The organism is Burkholderia pyrrocinia (assembly GCF_018417535.1).
In the GTDB taxonomy this organism is placed as follows: Bacteria; Pseudomonadota; Gammaproteobacteria; order Burkholderiales; family Burkholderiaceae; genus Burkholderia; species Burkholderia pyrrocinia_E.
Window position 1 is genome coordinate 948,333 of record NZ_CP070977.1, and the last position, 14,958, is coordinate 963,290.

Consider the following 14,958-nt stretch of genomic DNA (forward strand, 5'->3'; position numbering starts at 1 on the left):
CCGCATGGCTCGAAAGCACAAACCGCGTCGCCCGCGCAGCAAAGCCGAGCTCTTGCCGCTGCCGGCCGCGCTGGTGCGCGATATTTCACTCGCGAATCATCTTGCATTGGCGGCGATGCGGGCGGGCCATGGGACCGCCGAGACCATGATCGCCTTGCTGCGTGTCCTGTATCTCGCGTATTTCGTAGTGGAGGACGAGATATCGGACGCCGACCTTACGCTTTTCCTGGAAGCAGAAGCGGTACTCGATCAGAGCGTCGAAGCGGCCGGCGACGGACAAGACTGGCAGGTGACGGAAGATGCGCTTGAGGCGATCGAGCGATTGCTGCTGCGTGCGGACGCGATCGTCGGCAGTGTTCCCAAATACCGCTACCTGGAGGCATGGAACAAGCTTTGTCACTTCGCGGAATCGGCTGATCGATCACCCATCCCAGGCAGCAAACTCGAAGAGGTGTTGCTGTGAACGACGAGCATCGCAACGTCACGGCCGCTGCGTCGACGCAGACCCGGACGCAGGGGGAGAAACCGCCGGTTCGACATGACAATAGTCTTTCAGTTGCCCTCGAAGTTCCGGCGCGCCACTTCGATGCGACGGTGGGAGCCATCACCGCAAGGGAAGCGGTCGACGACGAAGAGACGGAGGACCCGGCGCTGACGGACTACCTGATGCGAGCGTGGCTCGAACTCATGAGCCCATCGCCGACTCCCGTGCCACGCTGTCCATATTGCGACGGATTGCGCATTCGTGGCGAGCGGCCGCAAGGGAAGAGTCGGCTTCCAAACTATTTTTGCCACGCGTGCAAACGCAGCTTCAATCGTTTGACGGGCACGCCGTTCGCGCGTCTGCACAATTACGCGAAGGGCGAGGCGATGATTCCGCTGCTGTCGCGACAGATGTCGATGCTGCAGGCGGGCGAGCGACTCGGGCGCACGCAGAAGGCGATCCTCTCCTGGTTGTTGGCATTTCGCCGCTATCTGCTCGAACTCGATCCGTCCGGACAGTGGGAAGCGCGGGTCCGGCTCGGGGTGCGCGTGGCGCCGAGGGCGCGTTGCGCGCGATGTGGATTCGAGGGCGGATTCCTGTCCGGCGGCTTTGATCCCCAACGCCGAAGGCGGATCCGCTGTCCGCAGTGCGGCCGCAGTCGGCTGTTGGATGTGCTGCAGGGCAACGGCGAGGCGTTCGACGGCGAGGTGATGCACGATGCGATTGAGACCGCAGTACGGGCGCGGCGCAAGGTGCATCCGGATACACCCTCGCCGACCGTTGCACGTGCTGCGCGTGTGGACGATGCCGCGCCTGCGGTGACGGTTCGGCGTTCGTTGGCGGAGGTGGTGTTGCCGTCGCGAGAATCGCCGCCGGGACCGACGGATCGGCGCGAGGATCCCGTGCTGTCGGCGTTTCTGCTCGAGCAGATCGACGCGGCACTCAGTTTGGACACTACGCCGCCGCCGTGCCAATGGTGCGGCAGCGACCATACCGAGCACCACGCCCAGGCGCGGCCAAACGGGCTGCCGTGCTTTCGGTGCCGGACGTGCCTCGCCTACTTTTCGCGCGTATCGAATACGCCACTGCTTAAGGGGCACGCACGTGCATTCGCCCGACGTCTGGTGCCAATGCTCGGCTGGCGTGACACGGCGAAGGCGGCGTCACATGCACTGGGACTGCCGTCGTTTGCGGTCCAGAAATGGCTGCGTCCGTGGCGGCAATGGCTGCTGCTGCTCGATCCCAGCGGGGCAATGGAAGCGCGCGTCAGACTCGGCGTACCCACTGCGGGGGCGGTGCTGACTTGTGGAAAGTGCGGTCATACGGGCACCGTATTGCGATTGGCGTCGACTGGGCGGCCGCCGGCGGCAGACGGCGCGCGCCAGGTCAAATTCCAGTGCCGGCAGTGCGAACGTCACAGCCGAGTATGGGTGCCGGCTGCGTGATGGACAACGGCGGTGGGCGAGGTGAGGAATGATCGCGTAGCCCGGTAAATTGGGCCTGCTGGCCTATCCTGCACTAGATCAAAAAAGTTGGTTAACTAACTTTGGTTTGTCCCTATTTGTGATTTTTCCGAGGCGGTTGGACTTAGTTCGTGGCAAGTGGATGGCCAACAAATTCGTGGTTGCCGATATGTCCGATGCGTAGCCACGGACACGCCCATACCTTCCGGCCGAGCGCGCGAACATCAGCGCAGAACGCGATGTCTTCACTCAACCCGTCAGCGTTCCGAGCACCACCAAAGTAGGCGACGGTGCCCTTATGAATACTGTTTCCCGCCTGGAGCCAGTCGGGGTGGGTTTCCTTCAGCGCGTCGAACACGTCACGGCGAATGAGCATCATCCCAGTCCCGATCGCATTGACCTCGAGCACATCATCATGCACCGGGATGTCGAGAACCTGTTTCACGCCATACAGCGCCAATTCACTGGCAGGAAGGTCGGGGCGCTCCCTCGTGATTTTCGCGATGCGCTCCCAGTCATACTCCTTTTTCAGACACATCGTACCGACGACGTCGAGATCGGCGTGACCCAGCATCCGAATGATGTCAGCCGTTCTCCAGCTTATGTCGCTGTCGATGAATAGCAGGTGGGTAGCCGACGTTTTTTTCAGGAAGAAATCGGCGCAGAGATTACGCCCGGGAACGACGAGCGCGCCCTTGCTTGTGGTGAAGTAAGCGCCAATTTGCCGGTGCATCAGTTCGATAACAAGCGGCAGTAGACTTTCCACTTAACCCATCTTGCACGTCCCGTCGTATGCTGGTGTTGCGATGCAGACGGATGATGGGAACTTGTTCGCTCCGGTCATGAAAATCCTTTAACGTCGACATAATGGGTAACGCGTTCCTTGCGCCCCGATGCACTGATGCACCGAGTGTAACTGGCGCGGGTTTGGAGGAAATCTTTGGCTCCTCCGTCAACGAACGTGTAGGCACTGATCGGTTAGGGCGGACCTGGGCGTGATGCCGATCTACGTGCCGGGCATCGGCAAGGTGCACCGCGGCTTCTGGGAGGCGTGGTACGAAATCGCCGTGCCGGAATTGGCCGCCATCGACGGGCGTCCGGTGACTTGGTCGGGCATTCTCTCGGCGCGGCGATCTGTGCGCAAGTCAAGACCTGATCTCTCAGTCACCGTCAGATCAGGTCTGAGATTGCTTGGCCGTCACTTGATCAAGGGCCGTGATCGGTCGAGGCTGTGTGAAAACGCGAAACTATCCGGTTTTTGGATGTCGCTTTACCCTTCCCGAGCCGCTACCAAGCCTATACAGCGCGATCTGAAGGGGCGAGTTTCTGCAGCAACGCGTCCAGCCCGCGTTTTCACACAGCCTCGACCCATAAGAGACGCTCAAGTACGACATGATGGATGGCCGCTCTCAGGCCGTCACCCAAAGCCGCCAGCCCGATCGGCCGGGAGGCGGGAGGTTCTCCCATCCCTGCGTTGCTCCGACGCTATCACGGAGGAGTTGTTTCATTGGGGAGGCAGGATGGCAGCCTGTCCACGGTGACAGGCGACGAGAAGGTGGCGCCAACGTCGGAATTGACCAATTCCCCAAAGCGGGTACGTAAGCTGCAGTGGCGGCAGGGCAGTAACCGTCCGTTTGTGACCATGTTGACCCTTATGCACGGGCCGCCACGGGAACCCGCAGCCTGCTGCGCGAACGTGGTCAGGTTTTGTGCAAACTGCTTTCGCGTGCCCATCGGGTCGAGCGAATTGAAGTGGCGTCACCTATCGGCCATCGCAGGCACTTCCTCATGGTTTCACTGACCGTTCACACAATCGTCACTCATACAAGCCGGCAAGAATAATGCAGGAAGAAAGACTTGCCGGGGAAAGTACGGAGGGCGCACATCGAGTTCGGCTACTAGATTTCAAAGGACTGTTTCTCCGTGCGATAAAACTGCAACTATGAGCCAAGCATTTAAGCTTTGCCAGAAAAACGATATTGGTGATTTGCGTCAGTGCGACCATTGTGGTTTCTGGCCACACTTTCTGCCTTCCAGTCCCCTTCGTTAGCGGCGTTTTGTAGGGACCACTGGATTCGTCAATTCTTGCACGGTTCTGCGCGGAGGGCAGTCGACTCCTTTAGACCGCGATCACTCTGTTTCCAGCGGGTAACCCTGAGCCCAATTGGATCTAAAGAATAGTGGAGGTATTGATATGGATGAGCGCATCACGGCAGGGCATGTCGTGTCCCGACCAGCATTGAGGGCAGCGGTCGCCAGGCTGCCCTTGACACGAAGATCATCGGTAGCCACCTTAGCTTCCACAGTGGTAAATACGCTTGCCAGCAGTGAGGCAGGCGCGTCCCGACTGGTCACGATCACAGCCACTGGGCCGATTTATGCAAAAGTCGGAATGTTATGGGCCTTGCCAGCCACGGCCGCTTGGCGGCAGCTCCAAGAATTGCACCTTAAGACCGTGGGGAGAGAAGACCAGATTCGGAGTGAAACAATCGCTAATTTTTCACGGAAACGAGCCTTCCGCGCATATAGCAATGCACTTGCAACCACGATCGCACAAATCGCGATAGTTCATCAAAGCGCGCACCGTCGGATTCTCGGCTCGCTTTGCGACTATGCCTTCAGGGCTCGATCTCTCGATGGACTAGAAAGTGTTTTCCTGAGTGTACTGCTGGCGGCGGTGCGAAACGGAGACCGTCGGCTCGCAGACTGGGGCGCGCAGCTTTGGGTGGCAATCCCGCGGCCCAAGAGCTTAGGCGGCGGAGTGCGCACTGCTCCTATCGTCGATGCGTCGAGTGGCAGGATCACGTTCGTAGATGAGCGTGGGTTCTACGACCTCTTTCGAACCGGGCGCGTTGGCGGGCTAGCGACACTCATTAACCTCTTTCCGGGCGGAGCGCTCAATGTCGGTGGTGGCGGCTTCGACGGTTTTGCTCCTAGTAATCTTGGCGCAGCAGCGGATGGATTCTCAGACTGGGCTAGCGCCTGTGCGAATTCGTTCACGATTGCAATAGGCACCGGCACGGCTATCGGAGGGACCATAGGCGCCTCCGGAGGTCCTCCCGGAGCTGCTGCCGGCGCGGGCACCGGTGCTGGGATCGGGGCAGCATTTGGCCTCGGCTTATGTGTTGGCGAAGCAATCGGATACGCCATTTTTGGAGACGACTCCGGGTCTGGAGAGCCAACGCAGGCGACCCAGCCACCAGATATGGGTGTGCCCGTGGACGACGGAACCTCCGGGACCCCTGGAGATCAACAAGGGGGGATGTCTGGCGGTGGCGGTGAGCAAGGAGGAATGTCTGGTGGTGGCGGTGAGCAAGGGGGAATGTCTGGCGGTGGCGATGATAGCGGCGGAGGTGGTAGCGGTGGTGGTGATAGCGGCCCGATCTGCATTGACCCAGGGATGTCTGGCGGAATGCCTAACCCTGACGACAGCGGTGGCGGCGGCGGTCGCGGCCCTGTTCCTGGTCCAAATCCAGTCGCAGGTGCAACCATCTACGGTGCTGGGCCAGGCGTCGCAGGTCTGGTCGGGGTAGTCGGCCCTGCGTCATTCTCATTAAGTGGACTACCCTCGTTTGGCGCCGACGGCAGTGTGGCCAGCCGGGGGCTCCTGCTATCTTCATTCGTTAGCCCCGAAATAGGTGGAAGCTAAGCGGGTGCAGACGAATGTGTCGAGTAGGCGGTTTGCCGCTAGTACCTTCGACAGACAAACCGCTTTCACGCGTTGCTTAAATGTGTATTCGTCTACCTGTTCAATGAGCTGCCGTAGAATCTCCTGACCGGTCCTCTTCCAGGACTGGAACCTTTTGAAGAAATCTGGCTCACGGCCGATTCCAGCGCCAGGCGAGGCGTGGACGTCCGGAAAGCACCTCGTAGCCGCCTCAAGGATGCGAATACCCGAATGTCGGCTAAGGCCGATGCAGCATTCGAGCATTTGAATCGAATGACCGTTTGTTGGGCAGAGCCAACTTCTGAACGTCTCCTGGTGGCCGAACCCAGTCGATGGCCGCTCAGACAAACCGCGACTGGCTCAACCCGACTCGAAGCCGACATTCGGCGTGCCGTCGTCGAGCGTCCGATCTCAGAGTGATTCCCGTCAGTGAGGATCCGCTGATGTGGACGTCTTTGATCCTTTGCTTTTTCGCGAAACCGATCTGGTGATGCTAAGGCACCACGGCAGTTCCGGACTGTCTGTCTATCGCACATCCACGTTTACGTGGATTCTTGCATGCCGCATTCCCAATATGGATGCCTTGAACCAGCCCGGCGCGGGCATAGGGCGGACGACGCGCCAACGTGCTTTCCCCACTGTTGTTAAACTTCGTCATCGGGGAAAAAATACATCTGGATCGTATGCGCGGCACCGTTAACATCAAGATTCGACCGACCAAGCTGGCCTTCCTGGTTGATCCCAATAGCGCATCGCAGGTTCGTGAGGCCATCCGTCTCGCCAGTAGCCTGTGGGGAGGGGTCTTCTTTCCGATCATCCCGCTCTTCAAGCGGATGCCCGCGAGCTGGCGTGAACGGCCCTTTTCGCTTCCTGCCTCAAGCGATGTGGTGCGCGGCTACGTTGATGCCTTCGATCCGGACATCCTAGTGCAGTTTTCTGGAAGCGTTCCGCCTTATATCACCGATACGCGCCTGCCGATTGTAAAACCGCAAGAAGTGTGGGAGGGAGCTCGATCCTTGGGCGAACCCACCTACGGTATTGGTGCATTCACACTGCTCGATGCAATTTACAAGGAATGCTTCAAGTACAAGTCAAAGTACCCCACAAGAGTCGTTGTTCCAGTTATTCCGAATAAGCTGGGCCTTTTTTGGGCAGGCGTATATGGAGAGTACAGCGACGACATTCTTTCGGCGATAACCAGCCACTACACTGAACCACTGGACATCGAGAGACCACCGGTTACAGCGGAATCATTTCCGGCACTCACGGGACAGGACGTTCTTTTCCCAAGAAGAATTACGGCATGGGGACTTCCCAATCAAGGCCGATTGAAATATGGACGACACGCATGTATCTTTTTCATGGATGCGAGCAGCGTTGAAGACGTCGTCGATTACTGGAATCTTCGAGCCACTGGTAGGAACGTGCTTCCGCTACCGAAGCAGTTTTTGCAGGAGGAGTCATTCAGGAGCGTGGTAGTTGAGTTCCTCCTCCAGGAGCGACGGCAATGGCCGCACGATCCTAAGCACTTCGATGTCGCCTCTTTCATTCGCAGTCGCCATTCAACCATGGATGAAATGCAGGCGTATGCGAAAACGCTTGAGTTTCCTAGGACAGACTCAAACGCCGCTAACGAATCGTACTGTTCATTGCAGCACTGGTATCCACGTATATGGGACGAATGGGCCCGTAGCAAGGACGGCGGTGTGGTCGACGTCTATGCAGAGGGCGAGCACTCTATCGACATTGCCAGCGCCTCCGACCTTGAAATGCGAATCAAGCCTTTGGTGCCGGATTTTGCGCCGCAGGATTGGTTTCATAGCGAAGGACTTTGTGCGAACGAATTCGACTGGCGTTTGTTTGGCGCGGAGGAGCATCTCGCAGAGGTCTATCCGAAAATCAAGGGGGACCATCTGGCCGGCGCGATTTCGGGCATTGGTGGTCTCCGAGGTATATGGCGCATTGGGCGACACGGCCTGGTGAAACTTGTGCAACACTCGTTCGTCGAGTCGCGCACTGTACCCTCCTCGGAAACGATCTTCTTTGCTTGGTTGGAAGATCAGGGGTGGAAGGCCGAGTTGTCACCGCCCGGCATCCTCGCCAAGCAGATTTTCAAACGACTTGGCGGCTATCCAAGGCTGCTTGCGGACAGGGCGATCCTAGGACTGCTCGAACACATGAATGGCGGGTCCGTCAGCAGGAACGGAACGCCGATTGACGCGAGCCGGATAACAACGGCACGTGAGATGTCTGTCGGTGAGGTCAAGAGCCGACTTAAGAGTCCGACGTTGTACGACACGTTTCTCAAGTGCGGCGTCTTCAAGCTGGGGCTGCGAACACAATGTCCTACCTGCCAACGCAATACCTGGTTTGCCATGTCAGCACTTAGCGAGTCGCTGGAGTGCCCGAAGTGCCTGAGCCCATTCTCCGCTGCCGGCAATGTCGACCAGTCATCAGGCGGATGGTACTACCGGACTGCCGGACCATTCAGTGTTCCAAATTACGCAGACGGTGCGCACGCCGTATTGCTGACCATTGACGCCCTCAGTGACCGAATGCTTACCACATTAAGGACGACATCGGTTCCTAGCTTCATGGCAACGTCACCCGGCAAGCGCAATATGGAAGCAGACTTCGCCATGTTCTGGAGAGAAACGCTCTACGGCGAGCAAAGCGAAGGTCTGTTGTTCGGCGAGTGCAAGACATACGGTCAATTCGAGGCAAAGGACATCGCCAGAATGCGTGAGTTCGCCGAGACTTTCCCGGGGGCCATCCTCGTGTTTAGTACGTTGAGGGAAACACTGACCGCGAAGGAGATCGCCTCAATTAGTAAGCTTGCGAAGTTCGGGCGAAAGCACTGGAAAGCCGAGCGCTCTATCAACCCTGTTCTGATCCTCACTGGTGCTGAGCTGTTGCATTGGAATCGGCCTCCACACTGTTGGCCTGAAACGCAGCGCGCAAGATTCGCCCACGTTCACGGATTACTCGCCCTCTGTGATGCGACTCAGCAGATGTACCTGAACCTGCCGCCGCTGCATCAGGAATGGCAGAGGCGCTGGGAGCAACGGCGGGCGCGCCGGAAGACACTTCGCGAGGCCGAGTAAATCAACTTAAACGCAATCAATTTGGGGCGACTTTGAGTGCCAAGGTATCAGTCGAAACATGCCAATGATTTCCGCAACGCGAGCCGTCGAACGTCGTGCGGAAGTTCTAGCGTTCAGAGGCTTCGTCCAAATGCACTGAACGGCGTGCCTGATGCCAACCCCATTTTTCGGTGAAGCTCCTTTGCACGAAGTACGCTGCCGACGACGCAATAGGGTCTCCTCGCACTGCAGCGTGGAGCGAAGCGGCCGGCGTCCATTTCTCGACAAAATGCGGACGGCCAGTCAGCGCACAACGACTGACAGAAACTGGCCGAACTGAGTCAGACGAACTTACGCTGTCTGTTTGGTCTAGTCCAACCTTATACGGATCATGAGCGCTGCGGCGACGGTTGCCGCCGGCAACCTCCCCGGTGTCCGTCTACGGCTTCGAGCCTCAGCGCGCGTGTCCGGATGGCGTTGTCGCGGCACTGCTCGCGAAGGTGCCCCTCGGCATATACAAGAACGGCAACGACCTCGTGCCGGATCTGCCGCTTGACTGGCACCGTGCTGGGAACGTTTAGCAGATCGACCGGCCGGCGTTTCCGTTTCGGAATGTGACGGATCATGCGATTGCGAGAGTGATCGCGGCGCCGGCCCCGAGCTCGCATTGCCGTCCAGCAGTGTGAACGCGACTACTATACCCTGATGGCATTCACGCTCTGACGAAATTCAGTTCTCAGGGCCGTCGTCTATGTCGTCCTGGCTGCGGTAGATGGCGCCGGGTTCATCGATCGGCACTATGTCGTAGCCACGCGCCGTCAGGCTGATCTCGAAATCGCTGAATGCCTCGAACAGGTCAAGGCCGCACTTCACTACAGTGAATTTCGAATCGAGGGTGTTGGTTGCGACACGCTCATGGAACGCGGCGACGGGATCGGGCATCTCCCCAGCATCGAAGTGCGAGATTCGGAGAAATGGGGTGCGTCCTTCCTTTGCGTACGTCGTGCACATCACAATCTGCACATTCGTGATCACGTGATGGGCCGGAATTTCCGGCGCAATTCGTTGCAGGTAGGCCCGAAATGAACCGGCTGCCTCGCGTTCGTGGGCGTATGCAGTCCCATGCCAGTCGTCAGTCGATCCGCGAAACTCTTCCTCGATCGTGGACATGGTCGGCTCCTGTTCGGTATCCATCAAGGTGTTGCCGGCGCATTACAGCATCCCGGCGCGCCCCTTTTCCTTTCGGAGAAGATGGCGCAGCTCCTGAAACTTCCCATTCCCGCCACTGAGCTCCCCGCGATCCTCGACGTTCTTGTCTACGAAGTCGAACCATTCCTGAATTCTGTCGAGCGATTTCCGGAGAGCCATAATCTCGAGGATCAGCCAGCGTACCTGCAGATCAGTGTACTCGCGCCATAGGGCGCGAAGCTCTGCATCCGACGGAGCATCGAACTCCGGCATCGTAGGCTTCATCTTGAAGCGTGGATCTGTGAGCGGCACACGGTTACGATCGATCCTGGTGGCTTCGATCGGCGTGCACGAGCCTAGGAACACGGCCCTTGCGTCCTGATCGATCCAAAATTCAAATTCCGGTTTCGTGAGCTCGATCGGGGTCCTCAGGCGGTTCTTGTCGCCTTGGAACCCGTACTCCCAAATGTAAGCCCACTGCGGCTTGATCACGTTGCCACCGCTGTATAAAAACACAGTATATTGCGCGATAAACTACCCTAGTCAAGATCAGAAAAATGGGGAACGCTATGAAGTGGTGCGCCGATCGTGTCGATGCCTACCTTTTCGAAAATGGCGTGACGATCGAGCACTATTTTTTGCAGGGTGACGTCATAGGATACGTATCGAATGGTCGGACGTTCGACCTACACACTGGTGATGGCGAGCTTCACAATGCGTGTCGATCTCGACTGGTTGAGCTCGGGGTGAGGGTGCTGCCTGAGCAGTGATGGTGATGCTGGCACGGTCGAGGAGTTGACCAGAGGGGAGGCATTCGATGTGCACACACTACCGGGCGCCGCACGAGGATTACGAGATCCGCGAGCTACGAATCGAGCCATTCAGTGAGATCTACCGGCGGTTCCCATGGGAGCAGGAGATCTATCAGGACTATCGGGCGCCGATCGTCGCGAACGTCGACGGAAGGATCCTGCCGTTGGTCGCCGGATTCGGCTTCTGGCCGCGTGCCCTGCAGAAGGCCAACATCGAGAAAGCGAAGGAGCAGGGCCGGAAGCCGCCGATCATGCGCAGCACGATGAACGTGCGCGACGACAACCTCGGGAAGTCGCCCCTATACGGTCCCGCTTGGCGCGCCGGCAGGCGCTGCCTGATTCCCGCGGAATGGATATACGAACCGTGCTACGAGACGGGCAAGAACGTCTGGCACCAGATCGGCCTGTCCGACTGGCGAACGATGTGCGTTGCCGGCATCTGGCGGACGCTGCAAGGCGCGGACGGCATGGACCATCACACGATGTCGATGATTACCGTCAATGCCGACGGCCACCCGCTGATGTCGCGCATGCACAAGCCGGCCGACGAGAAGCGGTCGGTCGTGATTCTGCGTCCGGACGACTGGGAGGAATGGCTGACGACGTCGAACGTCGAGGCGGCACGCGCGATGCTGCAGTTGTACCCGGCCGACGATATGTCGGCCGAGCCAAGGTAATGAACAGCGTATATCTTATCCCGGAGATCAGGCGGAGCCACATAAATGATGCTCGCGGCGATCCGAGTTCACCCCGAGACAATTTGTCATTCGTCCCCCAATTACTTGCTGGACACGATGTCGCCCGCCGCCGGGAGTGCAGAGGACTGTGCGGATGAGAATAGTTTGTCAAAATGATTGAGAAACGTTTCAGTCAAGTGGCCGTGGTAATAGCCGTAGGCGACCGACGAAACGCCATCCTTATTTTGTGACTTTACGATGTTGAACGTCAGATTCTTTCCCTCTGCTATTGAGGGTTTGAACCATGCCTCATATTGCCATTCTTTAGATTTGTGGGTGAAATAACCATCTTTTTCTTCCCAGGTAGTGATTTTTCCTTGTTGCTCTTCTTGAAAGATTCTCTTTCTAAAGTTCGCAAGCAGACCGTTTGGATCAGTCGTGAAAAAGTAAATCGCCATTGCACCGAGCCCCGTAGAATGGTTGTAGAAAGCAAATCAGCTGTTGCCAATAACAGCAGTCAAAGGTTAAGCGTTTTTTTCTGTGGTGAATAGGGTTTGCGCGACCAAAATATTGGCAGATTGAATATCTTCTGCGGCGCGCCATTCGCCGGTCCTACGATCGACATGTAGCATGCGTGTCGTGCCACGCTTCGCAATGAGAAGCAGCCCGATCGTCCCATCGTCGACGTCAGGACGGAACCCAGACTGATAGATCACGATCCTCGAGAACGTATCCGCTACGAGCTGGCGGGCCAGCATTCGGGCGTCGTAGTCGAGATTCTCGACTCCTTGCACGAGGTCCCGCCAAGCGTCCGCTGCGGCCGGCGCGACGCTCGACGCCGACGCCGCGAGGTGGTGCTCGAGCGACTCGACGTCGCGTCGCTCGCTCGCGAGCTGACTTTCGAGCTCGCGGACGCGGCGCAACACGGCCACCGGGGCTTCGCCGTCGTCCAATAGCAACGCATCCGTGACGCGCTGAACCTGCGCTTCAAGTTCCGCGACGCGTTGGCGCGCGCTCGCCAGTTGCGCGCTCACCGTTGCCGTACCTGCGGCTCCTTCGAGTAGCCGAGACAAATTTATCTGGTCTGAGCAATACAGCATCAGAGCGCGTTCGACCGGAACGACGCTGCAGCTACCGCTCATCTTGCAGCCGGCACCGATGCTGTATGTAACGCAGTGCAGTCGGCGGTGGCCCGGAGCGGGTCGTCCGTCCGACATGCGCTTGCGCCCCATAAGGTTCTGCGCGACGACAGCGGCTCCACAGTATCCGCAGTGCGTGATGCCGAGGCCGGTTACGACGCCGGGAATTTCTCCCTTTCCCTTGCGCCGGCCGCGCTGCTCGGCCAGGTATCGAAGGTCCGCGAATTCGGTCGGCGTCAGCAGGGCGGGATAGTAGCCTTCGAGGCGGAAGGCTTCGCCATCCACCTCTACGGATTTCTCGCCGAGCAGCATGCGATTCGCCAGCAGCCGGTAGAGGTTCGACGACTGCGTGCGCCCGCTATCGGTGACCTGCAGTCCGCGCTCGGCCAGATCGCGGACAATGCGGACGGCTCCGTGCCCCTGCCGGAACATCGCGATCACATGGCGCACAGCTTCAGCGCGCTCCGGTATCAGCTCGAACCCTCCGCCTTCGCTTTCTCGGACCCAATGCGGATCCTTCCCGACGCGGATCGGCGCGCGCCACGTGCCGGCGATCCAGCCTTGACACTGCCGGCGGATGGCCGCCTTGACGCGCTTGCTTTTCGTGTCCGATTCCTCGTGTGCCCGGATCATAACCAGCAGGCTGTACACGAGATCCATAGGCTGAGCCTTCAGGCGCACGCGGTTGTATTCCCGGCCGTCGCTGGCCGTCACCACCGTGATGCCGGCGTTCACAATCTGCGCGAGCTGCGCCTGTGCCTGCAGCGGCTCGGCGCGACTCAACCGGTCCAGACCCTCGACGACCAGTACTGATCCGGCCGGAACCTGTCCGTCCTCGACGGCGCGCAGGAATACGCCCAGCGCACCTTGCCGGACGTGCCGCTGATGGTAGGCCGACAGGCCCTCGTCCCGAAGTGATAGGGACGCATCGAGTTCCATCTCGTGGTCGGCCGCCCAGCGGGCGGCGTATTCCAGCTGGCGGTCTATGCTGCCGCCGGCCGCTTGTTTTGGGTCGCTGAACCGTAAATAGCTGTAAACTCTCGCTTTTGCTGCCACGCCCCACACTCCAGATGTCTCAAAAAATTTCATCGGCACCGCGTATAGGTATGGTATCCCTCGGGTGCCCGAAAGCCCTCGTCGACTCCGAACAAATCATCACCCAGTTGCGCGCCGAAGGTTATGAAATCTCCGGCACCTACGACGGCGCCGACCTCGTGGTCGTGAACACCTGCGGCTTCATCGACGAAGCCGTGCAGGAAAGCCTCGACGCGATCGGCGAAGCGCTGACCGAGAACGGCAAGGTAATCGTCACCGGCTGTCTCGGCGCGAAGGCGAGCGCGAGCGGCTCGAACCTCATCGAGGAAGTCCATCCGAAGGTGCTCGCCGTTACCGGCCCGCACGCGGTGGGCGAAGTGATGCAGGCCGTGCATTCGCACCTGCCGAAGCCCCACGACCCGTTCGTCGACCTCGTGCCCGCGGCCGGCATCAAGCTCACGCCGCGCCACTACGCGTACCTGAAGATCTCCGAAGGCTGCAACCACCGCTGCACGTTCTGCATCATCCCGTCGATGCGCGGCGATCTCGTGTCGCGTCCGGTCGCCGAGGTGATGCTCGAGGCCGAGAACCTGTTCAAGTCGGGCGTGAAGGAACTGCTCGTGATTTCGCAGGACACGAGCGCCTACGGCGTCGACGTGAAGTACCGCACGGGCTTCTGGAACGGCAAGCCGATCAAGACACGCATGACCGACTTGGTCGCCGCGCTCGGCGAACTCGCCGCGCAGTACGGCGCGTGGGTGCGCCTGCACTACGTGTATCCGTATCCGAGCGTCGACGAAGTGATTCCGCTGATGGCCGAAGGTCCGTTCAAGGGCCACGTGCTGCCGTATCTCGACGTGCCGTTCCAGCACGCGCACCCTGAAGTGCTGAAGCGCATGAAGCGTCCGGCGAATGCCGAGAAGGTGCTCGAGCGTGTGCAGAAGTGGCGCGAGATCTGCCCGGACCTGACGATCCGCAGCACGTTCATCGCGGGCTTCCCCGGCGAGACGGAAGAGCAGTTCGAAACGCTGCTCGACTTCATCCGCGAGGCGGAACTCGATCGCGTCGGCTGCTTCGCGTACTCGCCGGTCGAAGGCGCGACCGCGAACGAACTCGACGGTGCGCTGCCCGACGAGGTCCGTGAAGAGCGCCGCGCGCGCTTCATGGAAGTCGCCGAGGAAGTGTCGGCGAACCGCATCCAGCGCAAGGTCGGCAAGACCCTCAAGGTGCTGATCGACGAAGTCGGCGAAGAAGGCGGCATTGGCCGCACGGCAGCCGATGCGCCGGAGATCGACGGCGTCGTCTATGTCGAGCCGGCGACGAAGGCGTCGAAGCGCTACAAGGTCGGCGATTTCGTGTCCGTGAAGATCACGGGCGCCGACGGCCACGATCTGTGGGGCGAGGTGTAAG

The 14,958-nt window shown here is 59.3% G+C and carries 11 protein-coding genes; 6 read left to right on the plus strand and 5 right to left on the minus strand.

Annotated features, from left to right (window positions below):
- The first annotated feature begins 4 nt into the window (after positions 1-4).
- Together JYG32_RS04505 and JYG32_RS04510 are read left to right on the plus strand one after the other, a co-directional pair.
- On the plus strand, positions 5-463 hold the full coding sequence (locus JYG32_RS04505) for a hypothetical protein (protein WP_213264791.1): 459 nt from the start codon (positions 5-7) through the stop codon (positions 461-463).
- Complete coding sequence (locus JYG32_RS04510; protein WP_249744585.1) at positions 460-1,929, plus strand: DUF746 domain-containing protein; 1,470 nt, start codon at positions 460-462, stop codon at positions 1,927-1,929. The genes JYG32_RS04505 and JYG32_RS04510 overlap by 4 nt, the downstream gene beginning before the upstream one ends.
- A gap of 142 nt (positions 1,930-2,071) precedes the next feature.
- On the opposite strand, the gene JYG32_RS04515 is transcribed toward JYG32_RS04510, so the two are convergent.
- A complete protein-coding gene (locus JYG32_RS04515) occupies positions 2,072-2,713 on the minus strand; it encodes a hypothetical protein (protein WP_213264792.1) in 642 nt (213 codons plus the stop codon).
- Positions 2,714-5,225: 2,512 nt separating this feature from the next.
- On the opposite strand from JYG32_RS04515, the gene JYG32_RS04520 reads away from it, so the two are divergent.
- Positions 5,226-5,480 carry a hypothetical protein gene (locus JYG32_RS04520; protein ID WP_213264793.1) on the plus strand — a complete coding sequence of 85 codons (255 nt, stop codon included), beginning with the start codon at positions 5,226-5,228 and terminating at the stop codon, positions 5,478-5,480.
- Between the two features lie 760 nt (positions 5,481-6,240).
- Positions 6,241-8,718, plus strand: coding sequence for a hypothetical protein (locus JYG32_RS04525; RefSeq protein WP_213264794.1), 2,478 nt, complete (start codon positions 6,241-6,243; stop codon positions 8,716-8,718).
- Between the two features lie 708 nt (positions 8,719-9,426).
- Here JYG32_RS04525 and JYG32_RS04530 read toward each other — a convergent pair.
- Positions 9,427-9,867, minus strand: coding sequence for a hypothetical protein (locus JYG32_RS04530; RefSeq protein WP_213264795.1), 441 nt, complete (start codon positions 9,865-9,867; stop codon positions 9,427-9,429).
- A 42-nt stretch (positions 9,868-9,909) separates the two neighbouring features.
- The gene (locus JYG32_RS04535; protein WP_249744619.1) at positions 9,910-10,374 is read right to left on the minus strand and encodes a hypothetical protein; all 465 of its coding nucleotides are present in this window, start codon (positions 10,372-10,374) and stop codon (positions 9,910-9,912) included.
- A gap of 328 nt (positions 10,375-10,702) precedes the next feature.
- On the opposite strand from JYG32_RS04535, the gene JYG32_RS04540 reads away from it, so the two are divergent.
- Positions 10,703-11,374 (plus strand): SOS response-associated peptidase family protein, encoded by a 672-nt coding sequence (locus JYG32_RS04540; RefSeq protein ID WP_213264797.1) that lies wholly within the window; start codon positions 10,703-10,705, stop codon positions 11,372-11,374.
- Between the two features lie 101 nt (positions 11,375-11,475).
- On the opposite strand, the gene JYG32_RS04545 is transcribed toward JYG32_RS04540, so the two are convergent.
- Together JYG32_RS04545 and JYG32_RS04550 are read right to left on the minus strand one after the other, a co-directional pair.
- Positions 11,476-11,832 carry a hypothetical protein gene (locus JYG32_RS04545; RefSeq protein ID WP_213264798.1) on the minus strand — a complete coding sequence of 119 codons (357 nt, stop codon included), beginning with the start codon at positions 11,830-11,832 and terminating at the stop codon, positions 11,476-11,478.
- 66 nt (positions 11,833-11,898) lie between these two features.
- Positions 11,899-13,602, minus strand: coding sequence for a recombinase family protein (locus JYG32_RS04550; protein WP_213264799.1), 1,704 nt, complete (start codon positions 13,600-13,602; stop codon positions 11,899-11,901).
- Here JYG32_RS04550 and rimO point away from each other — a divergent pair.
- Positions 13,584-14,957: a 30S ribosomal protein S12 methylthiotransferase RimO gene (gene rimO / locus JYG32_RS04555; protein WP_213264800.1), complete on the plus strand. Its 1,374-nt coding sequence runs from the start codon at positions 13,584-13,586 to the stop codon at positions 14,955-14,957. The genes JYG32_RS04550 and rimO overlap by 19 nt on opposite strands.
- Position 14,958 lies beyond the last annotated feature (1 nt).